The organism is Streptomyces sp. NPDC002088, from assembly GCF_040296605.1.
Taxonomy (GTDB): Bacteria; Actinomycetota; Actinomycetes; order Streptomycetales; family Streptomycetaceae; genus Streptomyces.
In genome coordinates this window covers 399307-421779 of sequence record NZ_JBEOXO010000005.1, presented here as the reverse complement: position 1 = coordinate 421779, position 22473 = coordinate 399307, and the positions used below count along the sequence as shown (strand labels likewise).

Annotated in this window: 19 protein-coding genes; 14 read left to right on the top strand and 5 right to left on the bottom strand. The window is 70.0% G+C overall.

Going from position 1 to position 22473, the window contains the following annotated elements; translation table 11 throughout:
- Positions 1–86 precede the first annotated feature (86 nt).
- Together ABT114_RS14210 and ABT114_RS14205 are read right to left on the bottom strand one after the other, a co-directional pair.
- Positions 87–2480 carry an MFS transporter gene (locus ABT114_RS14210; RefSeq protein ID WP_351142145.1) on the bottom strand — a complete coding sequence of 798 codons (2394 nt, stop codon included), beginning with the start codon at positions 2478–2480 and terminating at the stop codon, positions 87–89.
- A gap of 162 nt (positions 2481–2642) precedes the next feature.
- On the bottom strand, positions 2643–3086 hold the full coding sequence (locus ABT114_RS14205) for an SRPBCC family protein (protein WP_351142143.1): 444 nt from the start codon (positions 3084–3086) through the stop codon (positions 2643–2645).
- 180 nt (positions 3087–3266) lie between these two features.
- Between ABT114_RS14205 and ABT114_RS14200 the strand changes: the two genes are divergently transcribed.
- The 4 genes from ABT114_RS14200 (at position 3267) to ABT114_RS14185 (ending at position 6995) form a co-directional block, all read left to right on the top strand.
- A complete protein-coding gene (locus tag ABT114_RS14200) occupies positions 3267–4307 on the top strand; it encodes an Rv2578c family radical SAM protein (RefSeq protein ID WP_351142141.1) in 1041 nt (346 codons plus the stop codon).
- A gap of 134 nt (positions 4308–4441) precedes the next feature.
- The gene (locus tag ABT114_RS14195) at positions 4442–6019 is read left to right on the top strand and encodes an alpha/beta hydrolase (protein WP_351142139.1); all 1578 of its coding nucleotides are present in this window, start codon (positions 4442–4444) and stop codon (positions 6017–6019) included.
- A 56-nt stretch (positions 6020–6075) separates the two neighbouring features.
- Positions 6076–6474, top strand: a complete 399-nt coding sequence (locus ABT114_RS14190; protein ID WP_351142137.1) for a RidA family protein — start codon at positions 6076–6078, stop codon at positions 6472–6474.
- Complete coding sequence (locus ABT114_RS14185) at positions 6471–6995, top strand: GNAT family N-acetyltransferase (protein WP_351142135.1); 525 nt, start codon at positions 6471–6473, stop codon at positions 6993–6995. The genes ABT114_RS14190 and ABT114_RS14185 overlap by 4 nt, the downstream gene beginning before the upstream one ends.
- Before the next feature lie 4 nt (positions 6996–6999).
- Here the strand turns inward: ABT114_RS14185 and ABT114_RS14180 are convergent, their stop codons facing one another.
- Positions 7000–7575, bottom strand: coding sequence for an adenylosuccinate lyase (locus ABT114_RS14180; RefSeq protein WP_351142133.1), 576 nt, complete (start codon positions 7573–7575; stop codon positions 7000–7002).
- A gap of 379 nt (positions 7576–7954) precedes the next feature.
- Here ABT114_RS14180 and ABT114_RS14175 point away from each other — a divergent pair, with 379 nt between their 5' ends.
- The 9 genes from ABT114_RS14175 (at position 7955) to pssA (ending at position 18869) form a co-directional block, all read left to right on the top strand.
- Entirely contained in the window at positions 7955–9760 is a 1806-nt protein-coding gene (locus tag ABT114_RS14175; protein ID WP_351142131.1) for a 3-hydroxyacyl-CoA dehydrogenase family protein, read from the top strand.
- 160 nt (positions 9761–9920) lie between these two features.
- Positions 9921–10733, top strand: a complete 813-nt coding sequence (locus tag ABT114_RS14170; protein ID WP_351142129.1) for a TetR family transcriptional regulator — start codon at positions 9921–9923, stop codon at positions 10731–10733.
- 411 nt (positions 10734–11144) lie between these two features.
- The gene (ccrA, locus tag ABT114_RS14165) at positions 11145–12488 is read left to right on the top strand and encodes a crotonyl-CoA carboxylase/reductase (RefSeq protein WP_351142127.1); all 1344 of its coding nucleotides are present in this window, start codon (positions 11145–11147) and stop codon (positions 12486–12488) included.
- A gap of 9 nt (positions 12489–12497) precedes the next feature.
- Complete coding sequence (locus ABT114_RS14160) at positions 12498–14525, top strand: ethylmalonyl-CoA mutase (RefSeq protein ID WP_351142125.1); 2028 nt, start codon at positions 12498–12500, stop codon at positions 14523–14525.
- Entirely contained in the window at positions 14522–15487 is a 966-nt protein-coding gene (locus ABT114_RS14155; protein ID WP_351142123.1) for an HpcH/HpaI aldolase/citrate lyase family protein, read from the top strand. Before ABT114_RS14160 ends, ABT114_RS14155 begins: the two co-directional genes overlap by 4 nt.
- Before the next feature lie 2 nt (positions 15488–15489).
- Positions 15490–16002, top strand: a complete 513-nt coding sequence (locus ABT114_RS14150) for a MaoC family dehydratase (RefSeq protein ID WP_214330405.1) — start codon at positions 15490–15492, stop codon at positions 16000–16002.
- A 2-nt stretch (positions 16003–16004) separates the two neighbouring features.
- On the top strand, positions 16005–17210 hold the full coding sequence (locus ABT114_RS14145) for an acyl-CoA dehydrogenase family protein (protein ID WP_351142121.1): 1206 nt from the start codon (positions 16005–16007) through the stop codon (positions 17208–17210).
- 170 nt (positions 17211–17380) lie between these two features.
- Entirely contained in the window at positions 17381–18028 is a 648-nt protein-coding gene (locus tag ABT114_RS14140; RefSeq protein ID WP_351142118.1) for a phosphatidylserine decarboxylase, read from the top strand.
- 22 nt (positions 18029–18050) lie between these two features.
- Positions 18051–18869, top strand: a complete 819-nt coding sequence (pssA, locus tag ABT114_RS14135; protein WP_351142228.1) for a CDP-diacylglycerol--serine O-phosphatidyltransferase — start codon at positions 18051–18053, stop codon at positions 18867–18869.
- A gap of 101 nt (positions 18870–18970) precedes the next feature.
- On the opposite strand, the gene ABT114_RS14130 is transcribed toward pssA, so the two are convergent.
- On the bottom strand, positions 18971–19870 hold the full coding sequence (locus ABT114_RS14130) for a helix-turn-helix domain-containing protein (protein ID WP_351142117.1): 900 nt from the start codon (positions 19868–19870) through the stop codon (positions 18971–18973).
- Between the two features lie 171 nt (positions 19871–20041).
- Between ABT114_RS14130 and ABT114_RS14125 the strand changes: the two genes are divergently transcribed.
- Positions 20042–20914 (top strand): oxidoreductase, encoded by an 873-nt coding sequence (locus ABT114_RS14125; protein ID WP_351142115.1) that lies wholly within the window; start codon positions 20042–20044, stop codon positions 20912–20914.
- A 232-nt stretch (positions 20915–21146) separates the two neighbouring features.
- Here ABT114_RS14125 and ABT114_RS14120 read toward each other — a convergent pair whose 3' ends face one another.
- Entirely contained in the window at positions 21147–22265 is a 1119-nt protein-coding gene (locus ABT114_RS14120) for a glycerate kinase (RefSeq protein ID WP_351142225.1), read from the bottom strand.
- Positions 22266–22473: the final 208 nt, after the last annotated feature.

The window sequence follows — 22473 nt, the reverse complement described above, 5'->3', positions numbered from 1 at the left end:
GTCGCCGGTCGGGATGTATGTCAATTCTGGAATTGGCTTCACCGCGGCGCTCCGGCGTGCGGGCCCGCACGCCCCCTGGCGCCGGTTCAGTCCTCGTGGCCCAGCTGGAGGTCCCGTTCCGTGCGTCCCCCGCCCGCCACCTGCAGCACGGTGGCCACGGGGGGATACCCGGCCGCGATCACGGTGTACTCGCCGGAGGACAGGTCCACGAACCGGAACGTTCCGTCAGGTCCGGTGGTGAGTGTGTCGACGACGTTGCCCGCCGCGTCGAGCAGGGTCACGCGGGCGTCCTCGACGACCCGCCCGCCGCCGGCCCGCACGGTGCCGCGCAGGACGGCGCCGCCCGCGAGTTCGACGTCCTGGCGGGTCTCCCGGGAGGCCTGGACGGTGACCGGGAGCGCGGCCGGGCGGAAGGCGGGCGCGCTCGCGGCGAGGGTGTACTCGCCGGCCACCAGCTCGGTGATCACATAACCGCCCTCGCGTGCGCTGCGGGTGCTGGCGACGACCTCGCCGTGGACGTTGGTGAGGGTGACGGTGGCGTCCCGCACGGGCGTGCCGTCGGCGGTCAGCACGGCGCCCGCGAGGCGTCCGGCGCCGCCGAGGACGACGTCCAGCTCGACGGGGCGCTCGCCGACGGTCACGGAGACGGCCTGCGGCTGGTGTCCGCCCGCTGCGGCAATCAGGACGTACGCCCCGGATCCGGGCGTCGAGAGCGCGTACCTCCCGTCCTCGCCGCTCGCGCCGCGGCCGATCTGCGCTCCGACGGCGTCGATGAGGGTGAGGGCCGCGCGGGGCACGACGGTCCCGTCGGGGTGCTGCACCGTGCCGCAGACAGGAATTCCCGCGGCGTACGGCGAACGGGCCTGCGGAACGGTGGCGTGCACGTGCGCGGACTCCTGTGTCGCGGCGGCGGGGGTGTTGTGGGACACCAGTGGTTTCTCCTTGAGGAAGAAGGCGATGAACAGGCCGAGGACGAGCACCGGCACGAGGTAGAGGAAGATCCGCGGCATGGCGTCGGCGTAGGCCCTGATGTAGGCGTCCCGCAGCGCCGGAGGCAGCGCGTGGACGAGCTGCGGGGTGAGGGACTCCGGATCGGGGAGGCGGGCGCCCGCGCGCGCGGGGAGGCGTTCTTCGAGGGCGTCGGAGAGCCGGCCGGCGAAGAGGGTGCCGAAGATCGCGGCGCCGACGCTGCCGCCGATCTGCCGGAAGTAGTTGTTGGCGCTGGTGGCGGTGCCGAGGTCGGCGGGGCGCACGGAGTTCTGCACGGCGAGGACCAGGACCGGCATCACCATGCCGATGCCGGCGCCGAGGACCGCCATCCAGACGCTGTAGTGCAGCCGGGGCGTGTCGACCTCGAGCCGGGACAGCAGCCACATGCCGACGGCGGAGAGCGCGCCGCCGAGGACGGGGTAGATCTTGTAGTGGCCGGTGTGGCTGATGAGCTGCCCGGAGACGATGGAGGCGCCGACGATGCCGCCCATCATGGGCAGCATCAGCAGCCCGGACTCGGTGGCGCTCGCTCCGTCGACCATCTGGAGGAAGGTCGGCAGGTAGCTCGCGGCGCCGAACAGCGCGACGCCGACCACCAGGCCCACCAGGCCCGTGATGTTGAAGACGGAGTCCCGGAACAGCCTCAGCGGGATGAGGGGTTCGGCGGCGTGGTGCTCGGCGACGAGGAAGAGGACGGTGGTGACGGCCGCTCCGGCGCCGAGGCCGAGGATGACGCGCGAGTCCCAGGCGTATTCGGTGCCGCCCCAACTGGTCAGCAGGACCAGGCAGGTGGAGGCGGCGGCGAGCAGCAGGGCGCCGAGGACGTCGAGGCGCGGCTTGGCGTCGGGCTTCGGCAGCTTGAGTACGACGGTGACGACGGCGAGGGTCACCAGACCCAAGGGCACGTTGAAGTAGAAGCACCACCGCCAGGACAGGTGGTCCGTGAAGTAACCACCCAGCAGCGGGCCCGCCACGGAGGCCAGGCCGAAGGCCGCTCCGATCAGGCCCATGAACCGGCCGCGCTGCCGCGGCGGCACGATGTCGGCGATGATCGCCTGCACGCCGATCATGAGCCCGCCGGCGCCGACGCCCTGCACGGCGCGGAAGGCGATCAGCTGGTCCATGGTCTGCGCGCGGCCGGCGAGCGCGGAGCCGACGAGGAAGACGACGATCGCGAACTGGAAGACGCCCTTGCGGCCGAGGAGGTCGCCGAGCTTGCCGTAGACCGGAAGTCCGATCGTGGAGGTGAGCAGGTAGGCGGTGATCGCCCAGGACATCCTGTCCAGTCCGTGCAGTTCGCCGACGATCTTCGGGAGCGCCGTGGCGACGATCATCTGGTCCAGGGCGGCCAGGAGCAGCGCGAGCATCAGTCCGCAGAAGACCAACCGGATCCGGCGCGGGGCGAGTTCGGCGGTTGCGGCCGGCCCGGGAGCGGGGGTGTCCGGGGGCGCCGTCGTCGGCTCGCCCTTCACCAGAGTGATCCCGCCCACGTACCGCTCCCCTCGTCACGCCTGCCACACAATTCCCGCTTAAAACGACAACTGTGAGCAAGCGCGACGAGTTACGGCACAACAGCGCGCGACAAGGAGATCCACTCGAACCGGTGAGGGGATCAACACCCTCTCAAGATCGGCCCATTGGGCCCGGGAAGTCTACTTCTCGACCTCGGAGGCGAGCTTGGCGAGGATCGCGTCGTAGATCCGGCCGAGGCCCTTGGGCGCGAAGGTCTTCTCGAAGAAGCCGCCGATGCCGCCGGCGCCCTTCCAGGTGGTGGTCACGACGACGCGGGAGGACCCCTCGCCGGCCGGGGTGACGCGCCAGGTGGTGACCATGGAGGAGTTGCGGTCTTTCTCGACGAGCTCGCCGTCGGTCGGCTCACTGACCTCCAGCAGGCAGTCGCGCACGCGCTTGCTGGTGGCCTGGAGCTTCCAGTGGACGAGGGTGCCCTCGCCGTCGCCGCCCTCGCGCACCTCGTACTCGCTGAAGTGCTCGGGCAGGAGCTTCGCGCGCGTGCCGCTGTAGTCGGCGAGGGCGTCGAACACCTTCTCCGCGTCCGCCGCGACGACCCGCTCCGTAGTGGCCTCGACCTGCGCCATTGACTTCCTCCAGCACCTGAGTTCTCGGGGTTGGAGCAAGCCAACCACCCCTGTCCCCGGCCACCCAAATCGGGGTCTCGGAAGTGATCGAACAGGGTGCACGACCCGATCGGGATCGATGCCCGCACGATCATGGGAACACGTGTTCTAATCTGGGGGGAGTGCTACCGAGGAGGTGTCATGCGCTGGGAGAACCTCACAGCGGGGTCCGGCCACGAGCGCGCGGCCGATGCCGCGCTGTTCGGCGCGGACGCGGTGACCACCCGTACGTTCGACACGCCGGAGTTCGCCGGGATCACCTTCCACGAGATCCGGGCCCGCTCGATCATCAACCGGGTGCCGGGCGCCTCACGCATGCCCTTCGAGTGGACGGTCAACCCCTACCGGGGCTGCACGCACGCGTGCGTGTACTGCTTCGCCCGCAAGACGCACAGCTACCTGGACCTCGATACGGGCCTCGGCTTCGACAGCCAGATCGTGGTCAAGGTCAACGCTCCGGAGCTGCTGCGCCGCCAGCTCGCCTCGCACCGCTGGCAGGGCGAGCACATCGCGATGGGCACGAACGTCGACTGCTACCAGCGCGCGGAGGGCCGCTATCGCCTGATGCCGGGCATCCTGACCGCCCTGCGCGACCGCGCGAACCCCTTCTCGATCCTGACGAAGGGCACGCTGATCCTGCGCGATCTCGACCTGCTGACCCAGGCAGCGCAGGTGACGGACGTCGGCATCTCCGTCTCCGTCGGTTTCACCGACCCCGGGCTGTGGCGCACCGTGGAGCCCGGCACGCCGCCCCCGGAGCGCCGCCTGGACGTCGTACGGACCCTGACCGACCACGGCATCGGCTGCGGTGTGCTGATGGCGCCGGTGATCCCCTTCCTGAGCGACCACCCGGCCCAACTGCGGGCCACCGTGCGGGCGATCGCGGCCTCGGGGGCCACGTCCGTCACCCCGCTGGTCCTGCACCTGCGCCCGGGCGCCCGCGAGTGGTTCATGGCCTGGCTGGGGCAGCACCATCCGCAGCTGGTGCGCCGTTACGAGCGGCTGTACGCGGAGGGGGCCTACGCACCGAAGTGGTATCAGCGCCGGATCACCCGTCAGGTCCACGAACTGGCCCAGGAGTACGGCATCGGCCCCGCGCGCGCGGGAGCGAGCCGGCGGATCCAGCCCCCTGAACCCGAACAGGCTCCGATGTCCGAACCGACGCAACTCTCGCTGATCTGAGAGCGTTCGAGCGCATCCAGCGCGCAATTGGGTCAAATAATGCCAGAACGCGTCCTTCCAGGCGCGCTTTCCGGGACGATGCGGCGGGGACCGTGAACCTCGCGGTCCGACCCCCTCCGTCCTGGGAGGACTGCATGAGGAAACGCGCAGCCGTGCTGTGCGCAGCCGCCGTCGTCGTGGCCGGAACGCTCACGGCCGTGCCCGCCGACGCGAGCCCGTCGCGGACCGCGGACATCGCTCGCGCCGCCAAGGTCACCTGGAAGAAGTGCGGCACCACCGACTATCCGAAACTCCAGTGCGCGTCCCTCGAGGTGCCGCTCGACCACGCGAACCCGCACGGGCAGCAGATCACGCTCGCGCTGTCCCGGGTCCCGCACACCGCGACCAAGTACCAGGGTCCCCTGCTGGTCAACCCCGGTGGCCCGGGCGGCAGCGGGCTGACCCTCGCCGGGTACGTCGCGTCCTCGCTGCCCAAGGCGGTGGCGGCGCAGTACGACGTGATCGGCTTCGATCCGCGCGGGGTGGGCGCGAGCAAGCCCGCGCTGGACTGTGAGCCGGGCCACTTCAAACCGGTGCGCCCGGCCTCGGTGCCGAGCACGCCGGCCGTCGAGAAGGCCGGCCTCGCGCGCGCCAAGGCGTTCGCCGACGCCTGCGGCAAGAAGTACGCGCGCGTGCTGCCGTACATCGACACGATCAGCGCCGTACAGGACCTGGACTCGATCCGGCAGGCACTCGGTGCGGAGAAGGTCAACTACCTCGGCTACTCGTACGGCACCTACCTCGGCACGGTGTACGCCAAGCTCTTCCCGCAGCACGTCCGCCGCCTGGTCCTCGACTCCATCGTCGACCCCACCGGCGTCTGGTACGACGCCAACCTCGGGCAGGACCGTGCCTTCAACGACCGTCACCGGGCGCTGATGAGCTGGATCGCCAAGTACGACGCGACGTACAAGCTCGGCACCGACCCGGCGGAGGTCGAGGCCAAGTGGTATGCGATGCGGGCGGCGCTGGCCAAGAAGCCGGCCGGCGGCAAGGTGGGGGCCGCGGAGCTGGAGGACACCTTCCTGCCCGGCGGCTACTACAACGGCTACTGGCCGTACCTCGCCGAGGCGTTCTCGGCGTACGTGACGAAGGAGGACGCCGATCCGCTGGTCGAGGCGTACGAGAACTTCGGCGCGGTCGACGCCTCCGGCGACAACGGCTACAGCGTCTACACCTCGGTGCAGTGCCGTGACAGCTCCTGGCCGCGCGACTGGAACCAGTGGCGCAAGGACAACTGGGCGGCGTACGCGGAGGCGCCGTTCATGACGTGGAGCAACGCCTGGTACAACGCGCCGTGCGCGTTCTGGCCGACGGCCTCGAAGCGGCCGGTGAGTCTCGCCAACGGCAAGTTGCCGCCGACCCTGCTCTTCCAGGCGACGAACGACGCGGCCACCCCCTACCAGGGCGGCGCGACGGTCCACCGTCTCCTGGCCCACTCCAGCCTGGTGGTGGAGCAGGGCGGCGGGAATCACGGCATCGCGCTGAGCGGGAACACCTGCCTGGACAAGTACCTGGCGGCGTACCTGACCGACGGCACGGTGCCGCGCGGCCAGGGCGAGGCCGACGCGGTGTGCCAGACCCTGCCCGACCCCAAACCGCTGACGTCGAAGGTGGCGTCCACGTCGGCGCGCGGCTCGACCCTGCACGACCTGCTCGGCTTCCACGGCTGAGGCCACGACCGGGGCCCGTCGGGGGCGTTGTCAGTCCCATGGTTCACGATGGACGCATGAGTGAGCCGACCAGGATCGCCGCCCCCGACAGGGTCGCCCCCGCCACGCAGTACAGCCACGTCGTCACCGCCACCGGCCGCCTCGTCGCGGTCTCCGGCCAGCTCGCCGTCGACGAGGACGGCGAACTCGTCGGCGAGGGCGACCCGGCGGCCCAGGCCCGCCAGGTCTTCCGGAACCTGCGGCGCTGCCTGGCCGCCGCCGGAGCGACCTTCGACGACGTCGTCAAACTCACCTACTTCGTCACGGACATGGCGCACATGCCCGCGATCCGCGCGGCCCGCGCCGCGCACATACCCGATGACCGGCTTCCGGCCGCCTCGGCCGTGCAGGTGGCCGCGCTGGTCCGCCCGGAGTTCCTGATGGAGATCGAGGCGTTCGCGGTGGTGGGCGCATGAGCGGCCTCGTCGTCCGGGACATGACGCTCGCCGACTGCGGCCGTGTGTCCGAGATCCGCATCCGGGGCTGGCAGACCGCGTACAAGGGCCTCATGCCGCAGTCGTACCTCGACGCCCTCAGCGTGGCGGAGGACACCGAGCGGCGCCGCACCTGGTTCACGCAGGGCGACGGCAGCGTGGTGAACCTGGTCGCCGAGCGCGCCGGTGAGATAGTCGGCTGGGCCGCGCACGGGCCGTACCGGGACGGTGAAGTACGCACCGGGGACGCCGAGTTGTACGCGATATACGTGCACCCCGGGCACTACGGCGACGGTGTCGGCCGGGCACTGCTGGCGGAGTCGGTACGACAGCGCACGGCCGCCGGGCACACGCGCATGTTCCTGTGGGTGCTGAAGGAGAACGCCGGCGCCCGGCGCTTCTACGAGCGGGCGGGCTTCTGTGCGGACGGCGCCGAGGAACCCTACGAGGTGGACGGCGTGGAGGTGCCCGAGGTGCGGTACGCCAAGGAGCTGACCGGCTGACGGTTCACCGCCGGCGCGGGATCCGCGCCAGCGCGTGCACCGCCGCCTCGGCCAGCGCCGGGTGGGCGAGCGCCTCGTCGAGGACGGGTCTGGCGCGGGCGTCGCCCAGGGCGCCGAGGCCGTCCACACAGGCGAGGGCCACGCGGCGGTACGGGTCGTGCGGGCGCAACCGGCGTTGCAGCGTGGTGATGAGTGCCGGTACGGACTCGGGGGCGCGCAGCTCCACCAGGAGCCGGACCGGGTGCAGGGCGTAGGCCACGCGCAGTTCGTTGGTGGCGAGGGCCGCCGCCGCGCGGGCGGTGCGGGGGTCGCCGAGCCGGGCGAGGGCGTACGCGGCGGAGGCGCAGCGCTGGGGGTCCCGGTGGTTGAGCAGGAGGACGAGCGCCTCGAAGGCGCGCCGGTCGCCTGCCAGCCCCAGCCGGAACGCGGCCAGCTCCCTGGCCCACAGCGGCTGCCCGGGGGCGGTGAGCACCTCCGCGAGTTCGTCGTGATCCCCGGTCGCCGCCAGCCGCTCGTAGGCGGCCGATCCGCCCGACTCCCCCCGTGAGCGCTCCGTGAGTGATCGCAACTCTTCGTCCATGGAGCCGAGATTAGGGGTGCCACAAGGGTCTCGGGACCTACATCACAAACTCGGGGGCTGGCGCGCTCGTTACCCACGAGTTAAGCTCAGACGAGCGAGTTACCCACTCGCGTTCCTCCTCGTGCCGGCCTGGTGACGCAGCCGGCGCGAGAGCGGTCGGTTCGGTACCTCGTGTACCGCAGCAGGACCCGGCTCCGGGACAGGGCCGGTCGATTCCCACCGTTCGCTCCAAGGGCGTGTGCACGCCCGCGGCGAACGACAGCACCGGGCGTGTGCGCTCGCAGCCCGGCAACACCCGCACTTCTCACGCATCCGGTGCGCTCTCTTCGGCGCACCCGGGCGCGCTTCCAGTCGTCACCCTCTCTCCTGGAGTCCCGCGATGGCCACTCCCCTGTCCGACACCCCTCTGTCCCCGCTCAAGACCATTGCCGTCGTCGGTCTCGGCACCATGGGCACCGGCATCACCGAAGTCCTGGCCAAGGCCGGTCGCGAGGTCGTCGGCATCGACATCAGCGAGTCGCAGGCCGCGAGGTCCGTCGCCGCCCTGGAGTCCTCGACCGCCCGCGCCGTGGAGCGCGGCCGGCTGACCGACCAGGAGCGCGCGGACGTTCTGGCCCGCGTCCGTACCTCCACCGACCTGCGGGCCGCGGCCGACGCCGACCTGGTCATCGAGGTGGCGCCGGAGTCGTACGAGATCAAGCACCAGATCTTCCGCGAGCTGGACGGCATCGTGCGCCCCGGGACGATCCTCGCCACCGGCACCAACGCGCTGTCCGTCACGCGGCTGGCCGCCGACTCGGCCCGCCCCGAGCGGGTGCTCGGGCTGCACTTCTTCAACCCGGCACCGGCGATGAAGCTGGTCGAGGTCGTCTCCTCCGTGCTGACCGCGCCGCAGGCCGTCACGGCGGTCACGGACCTGGCGATCGAGCTCGGCAAGGAGCCCGTCGCGGTCGGCGACCGCCCCGGATTCGTCGCGGACGGGCTGCTGTTCGGCTACCTCAACCAGGCGGCCGCGATGTACGAGGCGAAGTACGCCTCCCGCGAGGACATCGACGCCGCGATGCGGCTCGGCTGCGGTCTGCCCATGGGCCCCCTCGCACTGCTCGACCTCATCGGCGTCGACACCGCGCGCACGGTCCTGGAGGCCATGTACGCCGAGTCCCGCGACCGGCTGCACGCCCCCGCCCCGATCCTCAAGCAGCTCAGCGAGGCCGGTCTGACGGGCCGTAAGTCGGGCCGCGGCTTCTACACGTACGAGGCCTCCGGCAGCGCCACGGTCGTGCGCGACGCGCTGACGCCGCTGGACGGCGCCGAGCTCACCCCCGGCCGCCCGGTCCGCTCCGTCGGTGTCGCCGGCTCCGGCACCATGGCCTCCGGCATCGCCGAGGTCTTCGCGAAGGCCGGCTACGAGGTCGTCCTCGCCGCCCGTAGCGAGGAGAAGGCGCAGACCGCCAAGGCCCGTATCGGCAAGTCTCTTTCGCGCTCCGTCGACAAGGGGCGGCTGACCGCCGAGGCAGCCGCGCAGACCCTGGACCGGATCACCGCGGCGGGCTCCTACGACGCGTTCGCCGACGTCGACCTGGCCGTCGAGGCCGTCGCCGAGGACCTGGAGGTCAAGCAGCAGCTGTTCGCGACGCTGGACAAGGTCTGCAAGCCGGGCGCGGTCCTGGCCACCACCACGTCCTCGCTGCCGGTCGTCGCATGCGCCCGCGCGACCTCGCGTCCGCAGGACGTGATCGGCATGCACTTCTTCAACCCGGCACCGGCGATGAAGCTGGTCGAGGTGGTCCGTACGGTGTTGACGACGGACGACGTCCACTCGACGGTCCGCGAGGTCTGCGTCAGGATCAAGAAGCACGCGGTCGACTGCGGTGACCGAGCCGGCTTCATCGTGAACGCATTGCTTTTCCCCTATCTCAACAACGCCATCAAGATGGTGCAGGAACACTATGCATCTCTTGACGACATCGACGCGGCGATGAAGCTGGGCGGCGGCTACCCGATGGGCCCCTTCGAACTCCTGGACGTCGTCGGTCTGGACGTCTCCCTGGCCATCGAGAAGGTCCTGCACCGCGAGTTCCGCGACCCGGGCCTGGCCCCGGCGCCCCTCCTGGAGCACCTGGTGGCCGCGGGCTGCCTCGGCCGCAAGACGGGCCGAGGCTTCCGCGAATATGCCCGCCGCTGAGCGTCCAGGCGACTGGTTCCGGTCGGACACGGACTGGGGCGGGCTGCTCGATCCGGGCGGGTTCGCGCCGGCCGACCGGCCCGGCCCTCCCCCGCCCGCACAGGGCGGGGGAAACCCCGGACCTGCGCACCAAGCTGCGCACATGCAGTACGTTCGGGGCATGCCCCAGCCCGCCAAGTCCTCACGTACACCAGCCACGCCCGACGCACCGGAAAGTGCCGCAGGCAGTCGCGCCGCCGCCCAGCGGCTGAAAATGCGCCGCGAACTGGCGGCGGCCGCGATGGAGCTGTTCGCGACGAAGGGATACGAGGCGACCACCGTCGACGAGATCGCGGCCACGGCCGGGGTCGCGCGCCGCACGTTCTTCCGCCACTTCCGCTCCAAGGAAGAGGCGATCTTCCCGGACCACGACGACACGTTGGTCCGCGCCGAGGCGGTGCTCAACGCGGCCCCCGCGCACGAGCATCCGCTCGACACGGTGTGCCGCGGCATCAAGGAGGTCATGCGGATGTACGCGGCCCGGCCGGAGATCTCGGTCGCCCGCTACAAGCTGACGCGCGAGGTGCCCACCCTGCGCGAGGCGGAGATCGCGTCGGTCGCCCGCTACGAGCGGCTGTTCACCCGCTATCTCCTCGGCCACTTCGACGAGCACGCGCACGACGACGACGCCAACGACGACCCGCTGCTCGCCGAGGTCGCCGCGTCCGCCGTGGTCACCGCCCACAACCACGTCCTGCGGCGCTGGCTGCGGGCCGGCGGCCAGGGCGACGTCGAGGCCCAGCTCGACCATGCCTTCTCGATCGTGCGGAAGACGTTCGGCACGGGCATCGGCGCCGGACGCAGCTCGGCCCCCAAGCCGGCGGCCCCGGCGGCGGTCTCCCGCCAGGGCGAGGTCCTGGTGACGGTCGCCCGCACCGACGCCCCGCTGGACGAGGTCATGCGGACCATCGAGGAGGCGCTCCGCGAGCGCTGAACGTCCATAGCCCCTGTGACGACGGCCACCCCACCGGGTGGCCGTTTTGGCATGTCAGAGGCCCTTTTCGAGCAGATTTCAGAACCCGTTCGATCGATCATCGCTCATTTGTTACGTAAAGATTTCATCTGAGGGGAAGTTCTGGCACCCAGTGCCTTGCGAGGTGACACGGCGTGCCATACGTTGGAGATGTCCGGGCGGCCGGCGTGCAGAGACCATTCGTACGTCGGCTGTCCCCGCAACCACCTGGTTCGCGCGCCCGGACGCCTGCGTCACAGGCACCCTCCCGCGCCACAAAGCGCTGCCGAAGCACCACCCCCGCCGAACCGACGGCACCTTTCACACCCTCAGCAGCACCGACGTAACCCCCAGCGTCCCTCCCTCAGGGCGCTTATCGCCGGAGGCAACACCGTGACTACTCAGGACATCCTGGACGCGATCCAGTCGCCGGAATCGACGCCGGCCGACTTCGCCGCTCTGCCGCTCCCCGAGTCGTACCGCGCGATCACCGTGCACAAGGACGAGACGGAGCTGTTCGCCGGGCTCGAGACCCGCGACAAGGACCCGCGCAAGTCGATCCACCTCGACGAGGTCCCCGTGCCCGAGCTCGGCCCGGGTGAGGCCCTGGTGGCCGTCATGGCCTCCTCGGTCAACTACAACTCCGTGTGGACCTCGATCTTCGAGCCGCTGTCGACGTTCGGCTTCCTGGAGCGCTACGGCAAGCTCAGCGAGCTCACCAAGCGCCACGACCTGCCGTACCACATCATCGGCTCCGACCTCGCGGGCGTCGTCCTGCGCACCGGCCCGGGCGTCAACGCCTGGAAGCCGGGCGACGAGGTCGTCGCGCACTGTCTGTCCGTCGAGCTGGAGTCGTCGGACGGCCACAACGACACGATGCTCGACCCCGAGCAGCGCATCTGGGGCTTCGAGACCAACTTCGGCGGTCTCGCCGAGATCGCGCTCGTCAAGTCCAACCAGCTGATGCCGAAGCCCGGCCACCTCAGCTGGGAGGAGGCCGCCGCTCCGGGCCTGGTGAACTCGACGGCGTACCGGCAGCTGGTCTCCCGCAACGGCGCCGGCATGAAGCAGGGCGACAACGTCCTGATCTGGGGCGCGAGCGGTGGACTCGGCTCGTACGCCACGCAGTTCGCGCTGGCCGGCGGCGCCAACCCCATCTGCGTGGTGTCCTCGCCGCAGAAGGCGGACATCTGCCGGGCGATGGGCGCCGAGGCGATCATCGACCGCAACGCCGAGGACTACAAGTTCTGGAAGGACGAGCACAACCAGGACCCGCGCGAGTGGAAGCGCTTCGGCAAGCGCATCCGCGAGCTGACCGGCGGAGAGGACGTCGACATCGTCTTCGAGCACCCCGGCCGCGAGACCTTCGGCGCCTCCGTCTACGTCACGCGCAAGGGCGGCACCATCGTCACCTGCGCCTCGACCTCGGGCTACAACCACGAGTACGACAACCGCTACCTGTGGATGTCCCTGAAGCGGATCATCGGCTCGCACTTCGCCAACTACCGCGAGGCCTGGGAGGCCAACCGGCTCATCGCGAAGGGCAAGATCCACCCGACGCTGTCGAAGGTCTACTCCCTGGAGGAGACCGGGCAGGCCGCCTACGACGTGCACCGCAACCTCCACCAGGGCAAGGTCGGCGTGCTGTGCCTGGCCCCCGAGGAGGGCCTGGGCGTGCGCGACGAGGAGCTGCGCGCGAAGCACGTCGACGCCATCAACCGCTTCCGGAACATCTGAGGTCCATACATGAGTGAGCGTCAGAAGGACCGGCCGTGGCTGATGCGGACCTACGCCGGTCACTCCACGGCCGAGGCGTCCAACGAGCTGTACCGGCGCAATCTCGCCAAGGGCCAGACCGGTCTGTCGGTCGCGTTCGACCTGCCGACGCAGACCGGCTACGACTCCGACCACATCCTCGCCCGCGGCGAGGTCGGCCGGGTCGGCGTGCCGATCGCGCACCTCGGTGACATGCGCCGGCTGTTCCAGGACATCCCCCTGGAGCAGATGAACACCTCGATGACCATCAACGCCACCGCCATGTGGCTGCTGGCGCTCTACCAGGTCGTCGCGGAGGAGCAGGGCGCGGACGTCACCAAGCTCCAGGGCACGACCCAGAACGACATCGTCAAGGAGTACCTGTCGCGGGGCACGCACGTGTTCCCGCCGGGGCCGTCGCTGCGGCTGACGACGGACATGATCTGCTACACGGTCAACAACATCCCCAAGTGGAACCCCATCAACATCTGCAGCTACCACCTGCAGGAGGCGGGGGCCACGCCGGTTCAGGAGATCGCGTACGCGATGTCCACCGCGATCGCCGTGCTGGACGCGGTGTTCGCGTCCGGTCAGATCCCCGAGGACCGCAAGGGTGACGTCGTCGCCCGTATCTCCTTCTTCGTGAACGCGGGCGTCCGCTTCGTCGAGGAGATGTGCAAGATGCGGGCGTTCGGCCGGATCTGGGACAAGATCACACGCGAGCGCTACGGCATCGAGGACGCCAAGCAGCGCCGCTTCCGCTACGGCGTCCAGGTCAACTCCCTGGGCCTGACCGAGGCGCAGCCGGAGAACAACGTCCAGCGGATCGTGCTGGAGATGCTGGCCGTGACCCTCTCCAAGGACGCACGCGCGCGTGCCGTCCAGCTTCCGGCGTGGAACGAGGCCCTGGGCCTGCCCCGCCCCTGGGACCAGCAGTGGTCGCTGCGCATCCAGCAGGTGCTGGCGCACGAGAGCGACCTGCTGGAGTACGAGGACATCTTCGAGGGCTCGCACGTCATCGAGGCGAAGGTCGCGAAGCTCGTCGAGGAGTCCCTCGCGGAGATCGAGCGGATCCAGGAGATGGGCGGCGCGATGGCGGCCGTCGAGTCCGGCTACCTCAAGTCGCAGCTCGTCTCGTCGCACGCCGAGCGCCGGGGCCGTATCGAGTCCGGTCAAGAGAAGATCGTCGGCGTCAACATCTTCGAGACGACCGAGCCGAACCCGTTGACCGCCGATCTGGACACGGCGATCCAGACGGTCGACCCGGCGGTCGAGGCCCGCGTCATCGCCTCGCTCCAGCACTGGCGCGACACGCGCTACCAGCCGCCTTTCAACCACCCGCGGCCCTGCAAGGCGCTGGAACGTCTGAAGGAGGCCGCCAAGGGCACCGGCAACCTCATGGAGGCCACCCTGGAGTGCGCCCGTGCCGGGGTCACGACCGGCGAGTGGGCAGGTGCGCTGCGGGAGGTGTTCGGGGAGTTCCGCGCCCCGACCGGTGTCTCGTCGGCGCCGGTGGCGGTCCCCGCCGAGGCGGGCTCGCCCATGGCCGAGGTCCGCCGAATGGTGGACGTCACCGCCCGCGACCTGGGGGTCGGCAAGCTCCGTTTCCTGGTCGGCAAGCCAGGCCTGGACGGGCACTCCAACGGTGCCGAGCAGATCGCCGTGCGGGCCCGTGACGCGGGCTTCGAGGTGGTCTACCAGGGCATCCGGCTGACGCCCGAGCAGATCGTGGACGCGGCCCTCGCCGAGGACGTGCACGCGGTCGGCCTGTCCATCCTCTCCGGCTCGCACGCCCAGCTGGTGCCGGACGTGCTGGAGCGGCTGCGTGTGGCCGGTGCCACAGATATACCGGTGATCGCCGGTGGGATCATCCCTAATGGCGATGCCGAACAGCTCAGGGCTGCGGGAGTGGCCGCGGTCTTCACCCCGAAGGACTTCGACATCACCGGCATCATCGGCCGCATCGTCGACGAGATCCGGAAAGCGAACAAGCTCGACCCCCTGGAGGTCCCCGCATGACCACGCCCGTCAACCGTCTGCGTCCGCGACGCTCCTGTCTCGCGGTCCCGGGAAGCAACCCCCGCTTCCTGGAGAAGGCGCAGGGCCTCCCGGCCGACCAGGTCTTCCTGGACCTGGAGGACGCGTGCGCGCCGCTCGCCAAGCCCGAGGCGCGGCACACCATCGTCAAGTTCCTCAATGAGGGTGACTGGACGGGCAAGACGAGGGTCGTGCGCGTCAACGACTGGACGACCGAGTGGACGTATCGAGACGTCGTCACGGTTGTCGAGGGTGCCGGCCAGAATCTTGACTGCATCATGCTGCCGAAGGTGCAGACCGCCCAGCAGGTCGTCGCGCTCGACCTCCTGCTGACCCAGATCGAGAAGACGATGGGCTTCGAGGTCGGCAAGATCGGCATCGAGGCGCAGATCGAGAACGCGCAGGGCCTCAACAACGTCAACGAGATCGCGACGGCCTCCCAGCGCGTCGAGACGATCATCTTCGGCCCGGCCGACTTCATGGCGTCGATCAACATGAAGTCGCTGGTCGTGGGCGAGCAGCCGCCCGGCTACCCGGCGGACGCCTACCACTACATCCTGATGAAGATCCTGATGGCCGCCCGCGCCAACAACCTCCAGGCGATCGACGGCCCGTACCTCCAGATCCGCAACATCGACGGCTACCGTGAGGTCGCCCAGCGCGCCGCCGCGCTCGGCTTCGACGGCAAGTGGGTGCTGCACCCGGGCCAGGTCGAGGCGTCCAACGAGATCTTCTCGCCCTCGCAGGAGGACTACGACCACGCCGAGCTGATCCTGGACGCGTACGACTACTACACGTCCGAGGCGGGCGGCAAGAAGGGCTCCGCGATGCTCGGCGACGAGATGATCGACGAGGCCAGCCGCAAGATGGCCCTGGTCATCTCCGGCAAGGGCCGCGCCGCCGGCATGCAGCGCACCAGCACGTTCGAGATTCCGGAGGCGTGAGCATGCAGTTCGGGCGCACCTATGAGGAGTTCGAGGTCGGGGCGACGTACAAGCACTGGCCGGGGAAGACGGTCACGGAGTACGACGACCACCTGTTCTGCCTCCTCACCATGAACCACCACCCGCTCCACATGGACACCAACTATGCGGAGAAGACGACGGACTTCGGCAAGAACGTCGTCGTCGGGAACTACATCTACTCGCTGCTGCTCGGCATGTCCGTGCCGGACATCTCCGGCAAGGCGATCGCCAACCTGGAGATCGAGTCGCTCAAGCACGTGGCGCCGACCTTCCACGGCGACACGATCTACGGCCAGACGACCGTGCTCGACAAGTGGCCGTCCAAGTCGAAGAACGACCGGGGCATCGTCTACGTCGAGACCAAGGGCTACAAGCAGGACGGCACGCTCGTGTGCGTGTTCCGCCGCAAGGTGATGGTGCCGACCGAGACGTACATCAAGGAGCGCGGCGGCGAGCAGCCCGGCCGCCCCGAGCTCGAGCAGCAGGAGAAGTAGTCATGGCCCGTCTCGCCCAGACCGCCGGTCTGACCGACATCCAGCAGGAGATCCTCTCCACCGTCCGCGACTTCGTGGACAAGGAGATCATCCCGGTCGCGACCGAGCTGGAGCACCGCGACGAGTACCCGCAGCAGATCGTCGACGGCCTGAAGGAGCTGGGCCTCTTCGGGCTGATGATCCCCGAGGAGTACGGGGGCCTGGGCGAGTCGCTCCTGACGTACGCCCTGTGCGTGGAGGAGATCGCCCGCGGCTGGATGTCGGTGTCCGGCATCATCAACACGCACTTCATTGTGGCGTACATGCTCAAGCAGCACGGCACGCAGGAGCAGAAGGACCACTTCCTGCCGAGGATGGCGGCCGGCGACATCCGCGGCGCCTTCTCGATGTCGGAGCCGGGCCTGGGCTCCGACGTGTCGGCGATCACGTCGAAGGCGGTGAAGGACGGCGAAGAGTACGTCCTGAACGGCCAGAAGATGTGGCTGACGAACGGCGGTACGTCGTCCCTCGTGGCCGTTCTGGTGCGAAGTGACGAAGGCCACCCCGAGGGCACCGCTCCCCACAAGTCGATGACGACCTTCCTGATCGAGAAGGAGCCCGGCTTCGGTGAGGTCCGCCCCGGCCTCACCATCCCGGGCAAGATCGACAAGATGGGCTACAAGGGCGTCGACACCACCGAGATGATCATGGATGGGCTGCGCCTTCCGGCCGATCGGGTGCTCGGCGGGGTCACCGGCCGAGGTTTTTACCAAATGATGGACGGCGTGGAGGTCGGCCGCGTCAACGTGGCGGCGCGCGGCTGCGGCGTCGCTCAGCGTGCGTTCGAACTCGGCGTCCAGTACGCCCAGCAGCGTCATACCTTCGGCAAGCCGATCGCCCAGCACCAGGCGATCCAGTTCAAGCTGGCCGAGATGGCCACCAAGGTCGAGGCCGCCCATGCCATGATGGTGAACGCGGCGCGCAAAAAGGACTCCGGGGAACGAAACGACCTCGAAGCGGGGATGGCGAAGTACCTCGCCTCCGAGTACTGCAAGGAGGTCGTGGAGGACGCCTTCCGGATCCACGGCGGCTACGGCTTCTCCAAGGAGTACGAGATCGAGCGCCTCTACCGCGAGGCCCCGATGCTGCTCATCGGTGAAGGTACCGCCGAGATCCAGAAAATGATCATCGGGCGCAGGCTGCTCGAGGAGTATCGATTCCAAGGCTGATTGTCCTGATACGGGGTGTTTTCTTCGAGAAGAAGATCACACCCCGTCAGCACGCTTCAGCCATCGACTCAGCTTCCTGACTTACCCAGTTGTGGCTCTTAGCCGCTACGATCGCCGGAAAGCCGCCGTCCCCTGATATAGCGCGGCATCATCCGCTACGAAGGTCATCCATGCCCCACAGCCAATCCTCTGCACCTCGCGGCCGGGTCCGCCTCGCGCGCGGAGCATCGCCGTGGCTTCTGCCGACCGTCGCCACCGCAGCCCTCAGCCTGGCCCGCGCACGCCGCTCCGGCGCCGCCAAGGCCGTCGCCGTACCCGCCACCGCGCTCGCGGCGGGCATGCTGTGGTTCTTCCGCGACCCCGAGCGCGAGATCGCCCAGGGCCGGGTCATCTCGCCCGCCGACGGTGTGGTGCAGAGCATCATGCCGTGGAAGGACGGCCGGACCCGCGTCGCGATCTTCATGAGCCCGCTCAACGTCCACGTCAACCGCGCCCCGCTCTCCGGCACGGTGACCTCGGTCGAGCACATCCCCGGCGGGTTCGTTCCGGCGTTCAATAAGGAGAGCGAGAACAACGAGCGCGTAGTCTGGCATTTCGACACCGAACTCGGCGACATCGAGATGATCCAGATCGCCGGCGCGGTCGCCCGCCGCATCGTGCCGTACGTGCCCCAGGGCACGAAGGTCGAGCAGGGTGACCGAATCGGTCTGATCCGCTTCGGCTCGCGTGTCGACATCTACCTGCCCGAGGGCGTGGAGGTCGCAGTCGAGGTCGGTCAGAAGACCGTGGCTGGGGTGACTCGCATTGACCGTGATTGATCCGGAGACTCAGGCGGGCTGGGTGCCCGAAGCCGACGAGGTGGACGAAGCGGAGGAGATGCCCCTCTCTCTCCGCCTCTCGATAGCGGACACCCTCACGCTCGGCAATGCCACGTGCGGCTTCATGGCGGTGTACTTCACCACCACCGGCATCCTGATCCCGCACCTCACCGGCGGCCAGGAGTCCGGCATGGCCCGCCACAGCGCGGCCACGGCGGTCATCCTGATGCTGTGCGCGGCGGTCTTCGACCTCTTCGACGGCCTGGTGGCGAGGAAGCTGCGCTCCTCCCCGATGGGCGCGGAGCTGGACAACCTCTCCGACCTGATCAGCTTCGGCCTGGCACCGGCGTACTTCGTCCTCGTCTACGGCATGGTCGCGGACGACGCGCACCAGCGGGTGGCGGCGCTGGGCGCGATCGTGGTGCTACTGGCGGTCGTACTGCGGCTCGCGCGTTTCTCGTGCGTGACGATGAAGGACGGCGTCTTCCAGGGCATGCCGAGCCCCTTCGGCGCGCTGACGGTGGTCTCGATCGTGTTGCTCGAGCTGCCCTTCGTGGCGACGCTGCTGGCGATCCTGGGCACCGCCTGGCTGATGGTGAGCCGAGTCGAGTACCCGAAGCCGCGGGGCCGGCTCGCCGGAGCGATGCTCTCCTGGATCGTGCTGAGCATGGGCCTGCTGGCCGCCTGGGCGTTCGACGCCCCCGGCGGTCAGCTGCTCCTGCAGACGGGCTGCGCGCTGCAGCTGGTCATGGGCGCGGTGATCCCGCTGTTCGCCACGGCTCGCCGGGTGAACAACTTCCGCGACAACCGACGCGAGGCGCGGGCGGCACAGCTGCCGTAGCCGAGGTACACGTACGCGGTACGAGGTACGACGGTGAAGGGCCCCGAATCGAGAGATTCGGGGCCCTTCCGCTGTTCCTGGATCTGCTTCTGTTGCTGGATCTACTGTTCCTGGACGGGATCGTGGTCGGTGTCGCGTGGCGCGCGTGGCGCAGGCGCGGTGAGGCTGCCGAGGATGTTCAGCAGGTCGGCGCTGCGGCTGCCGGGCTCGGCGTGGAAGACAACGAGGGTCAGACCGTCCGCGCCGTCGATCGACAGTTTGTTGGAGTGCAGGTCGATGTCGCCGACCTCCGGATGACTCATCCGGCTCACCCGCCCCCGCCTCGGCTGCACGTCATGGCGGCCCCACAGATACCGGAAGCGGTCGCTGCGCACGGACAGCTCGCCGACGAGCTCCCGCAGGCGCGGATCGTCCACGTCGGGCCCGACCTCGGCCCGCAGAGCGGCCACGCCCCCCTCCGTGAGCTCCTCCCAGTCGCGGCGCAGCTCCCGCTCGGCGGGGTCGAGGAACACGGCGCGGAGCAGGTTGACGCCGGGGGCGTAGTTCGGGGAGAGGGCAGTGGCCAGGGCGTTCGCCGCGAGGGCGTCGGTGAACTTGTTCTGGACGTAGGCGGGGTTGTGGGTCCAGCCGTCGATCAGCTGGAGGATGCTGACCGGCACCCGTTCCCGCTGCCGTACACCGCGACCGCGACCGCCCTCGCCCGCCGGGCGGCGCGGCTCGGAGGACCGCACCTGCGCCAGCCCGACCAGATGCGCGGTGGCGTCGGAGTCCAGCCGCAGCACCCGGGCGACCGCCTCCAGGACCTGCACCGACGGATTGCGGTCACGGCCCTGCTCCAGGCGGAGGTAGTAGTCCGCGCTGATGCCGGCGAGCAGCGCGACCTCCTCGCGGCGCAGTCCCGGCACCCTTCTGAGGCCGGTGCTGCGCAGCCCCACGTCCTCGGGCCGGACCAGCGCCCGGCGGGCACGCAGGAACTCACCGAGCGCGTTCGTCCCGTCCATGCCCCCACCGTACGGCCGGGCCGCACCGGGGTGCCTGTCCCTGTCACTCCCAGGAACAACGGGGTACTGCCGTACCGGGTGGCGGCGCGGCAATCTGACACGTGTCCGACGAGAACCAGAACACAGGCCGAAAGAGCCGAAAGAGCCGAGAAGGCCGAAAGGTACGACGACATGACTGCGACCACTGCCGGCGAAGCGGGAACGGTGACTCCCACCGACGGCCTGACACTCACCCGTATGGGCTACGGCGCCATGCAACTGGCCGGACCGAACGTCTTCGGCCCGCCGAAGGACCGCGCCCAGGCCGTGGCGGTGCTGCGCGAGGCGGTCGAGTCCGGCATCACGCACATCGACACGGCCGACTTCTACGGCCCGACCATCGTCAACGAGGTGATCCGGGAGGCCCTGCACCCCTACCCGGCGGACCTGCACATCGTCACGAAGGTCGGCGCGCGCCGGGGTGCGGACGGCAGCTGGATCATGTCCCGGGAGCCGGCCGACCTGCGCAAGCAGGTCCACGAGAACCTCGAGCACCTGGGCGTGGACGTCCTGGACGTGGTCAACCTGCGTGTCGGCTCGCACGACACGCCGGACGAGGAACCGGTCTCCGAGCAGTTCGGGGCGCTGGCCGAACTCCGGCGCGCGGGCCTGATCCGTCACCTGGGCCTCAGCGGCGCCTCGGCGAAGCAGCTCACCGAGGCGCAGGCGATCGCGCCCGTGGTGACCGTCCAGAACCTCTACAACCTGGCCCACCGCCACGACGACGCCCTGGTCGACCGCTGCGCGACCGAGAACATCGCCTTCGCCCCGTTCTTCCCGCTGGGCGGCTTCACCCCGATCCAGTCGGAGACCCTGACGAAGGTCGCCGCCGGCCTGGACGCGTCCCCCCAGCAGGTGGCCCTGTCCTGGCTCCTGCACCGCTCCCCCACCATCGTCCTGATCCCCGGCACCTCCTCCCTGTCCCACCTCCGCGAGAACATCGCAGCCGCCCGCCTGCCCCTCCCGTCCGACGCTCTGACGGAGCTGGACGCGATCGGGGCGTAAGCGGGCCGGTGCGACGCAGGGGCGGCCGCCGCCTGCCCGGCCGCGGGGGTGGGGGCGCGCGGCGCATACAGGGGCTTCGCCCCCGGCCTCACCGGGCCAGGGGCGAAGCCCCTCGCGGGGTCGAAGGGGCACAACCCCTGGGACGGGACGGGTAGGGGCGGCGCGGCGAGAAAAGGCTGCCTCGGCCCCTCAGCCGCTCAGCCCAGGCCGTCCCGCCCGTGCCGTACCCGCCTCACACCAGAAAGTCCCGCGCGATCCGCTCCGCGACCCGCTCCAAGATCGGCCCAGCCTCCGCGATGCACGTGGCCACATCCGGCTCGACCTCTGTGAGCGGGTAGGCGCGCCGGATTCCGGCCCGGCCGAGCGTCTCAGGCGGCAGCGCGAGCCGTCCGCACACGGCGACGACCTCCTTGCCCGCCGCCCGCGCAGCCGACGCGACACCCGCCGGGGCCTTGCCGTGCAGGGTCTGTTCGTCCAGGGAGCCCTCGCCGGTGATCACCAGGTACGCCCGTTCCAGCGCGGGCGCGAAGCCCAGAACGTCGAGCATCACCTCGATGCCGGGCCGGAAGCGCGCACCGAGAAGCAGCGCGCCGTAGCCGATGCCTCCCGCCGCACCCGCCCCCGGCGACGCGGCGTACTCCGCGGCCCGGGCGCCGACCGCCTCCTCCAGCACCTTCGCGTAGTGCGCCAGCGCGGCGTCCAGTGCCTCCACGTCGTCCGGCGCGGCACCCTTCTGCGGGCCGTAGACCGCGGGCGCGCCCTTCGGACCGGTCAGCGGGTTGTCGACGTCGCTGGCGAGTACCAGCTCCACCGAAGCCAGCCGTGGGTCCAGACCCGACAGGTCCGCCCGCGCCAGAGAGGCGAGCCCGCCGCCGCCCGGCGACACCGGCTCGCCCTCCTCGTCCAGGAAGCGCGCCCCCAGCGCGGACAGCATCCCGGCACCCCCGTCGGTGGTCGCGCTCCCGCCGACTCCGAACACGATCGTCCGCGCGCCCGCGTCCAGCGCGGCCCGCAGCAGCTCCCCGGAGCCGTACGTCGATGCCGTGAGCGGTGCGAAGACGCCCGCCGGCAGTCGCTGCAGCCCGCTCGCCTCCGCCATCTCCACGACGGCGGTGTCGCCAAGCAGCGCGAACGCGGCCGTCACCTCCTGCCCGAGGGGGCCCGCGACCCGGATCTCCCGCCGCTCGAACCCGGCCGCGACGGCCGCGTCCACGGTCCCGTCACCGCCGTCGGCCACGGGCAGCGCCTCCACGTCGAGGTCCGGCACGACCCGGCGCAGTCCGGCCGTCACCCGCTCGGCGACCTCCACGGCCGTCAGCGACCCCTTGAACTTGTCCGCGGCGACAAGCACCCGCCGGGTGTTGTCCACTGCAGCGTCCGCCACGTTGAAATCCCCTTGCTCTCCGGGCCCGCGCACGTCAGGGCCAGTCGCGCCGCTGCGACCTTAACCGGAGGACGCCCCCGCCGTCATGCCCCGACCGAACCCTGGGAACCTCCTGGCATCCCCCTGTGCCCCGAACCCGGCCCGAACCCCGCGCGGCCACCCCCGGAATCGGGTA

Bases quoted from the DNA above. Each gene is read 5' to 3' on its own strand.
- ABT114_RS14205 (WP_351142143.1), bottom strand. From the start codon at position 3,086: ATGGCGCAGGTCGAGGCCACTACGGAGCGGGTCGTCGCGGCGGACGCG.
- ABT114_RS14200 (WP_351142141.1), top strand. From the start codon at position 3,267: ATGCGCTGGGAGAACCTCACAGCGGGGTCCGGCCACGAGCGCGCGGCC.
- ABT114_RS14195 (WP_351142139.1), top strand. From the start codon at position 4,442: ATGAGGAAACGCGCAGCCGTGCTGTGCGCAGCCGCCGTCGTCGTGGCC.
- ABT114_RS14190 (WP_351142137.1), top strand. From the start codon at position 6,076: ATGAGTGAGCCGACCAGGATCGCCGCCCCCGACAGGGTCGCCCCCGCC.
- ABT114_RS14185 (WP_351142135.1), top strand. From the start codon at position 6,471: ATGAGCGGCCTCGTCGTCCGGGACATGACGCTCGCCGACTGCGGCCGT.
- ABT114_RS14180 (WP_351142133.1), bottom strand. From the start codon at position 7,575: ATGGACGAAGAGTTGCGATCACTCACGGAGCGCTCACGGGGGGAGTCG.
- ABT114_RS14175 (WP_351142131.1), top strand. From the start codon at position 7,955: ATGGCCACTCCCCTGTCCGACACCCCTCTGTCCCCGCTCAAGACCATT.
- ABT114_RS14170 (WP_351142129.1), top strand. From the start codon at position 9,921: ATGCCCCAGCCCGCCAAGTCCTCACGTACACCAGCCACGCCCGACGCA.
- ABT114_RS14160 (WP_351142125.1), top strand. From the start codon at position 12,498: ATGAGTGAGCGTCAGAAGGACCGGCCGTGGCTGATGCGGACCTACGCC.
- ABT114_RS14155 (WP_351142123.1), top strand. From the start codon at position 14,522: ATGACCACGCCCGTCAACCGTCTGCGTCCGCGACGCTCCTGTCTCGCG.
- ABT114_RS14150 (WP_214330405.1), top strand. From the start codon at position 15,490: ATGCAGTTCGGGCGCACCTATGAGGAGTTCGAGGTCGGGGCGACGTAC.
- ABT114_RS14145 (WP_351142121.1), top strand. From the start codon at position 16,005: ATGGCCCGTCTCGCCCAGACCGCCGGTCTGACCGACATCCAGCAGGAG.
- ABT114_RS14140 (WP_351142118.1), top strand. From the start codon at position 17,381: ATGCCCCACAGCCAATCCTCTGCACCTCGCGGCCGGGTCCGCCTCGCG.
- ABT114_RS14130 (WP_351142117.1), bottom strand. From the start codon at position 19,870: ATGGACGGGACGAACGCGCTCGGTGAGTTCCTGCGTGCCCGCCGGGCG.
- ABT114_RS14125 (WP_351142115.1), top strand. From the start codon at position 20,042: ATGACTGCGACCACTGCCGGCGAAGCGGGAACGGTGACTCCCACCGAC.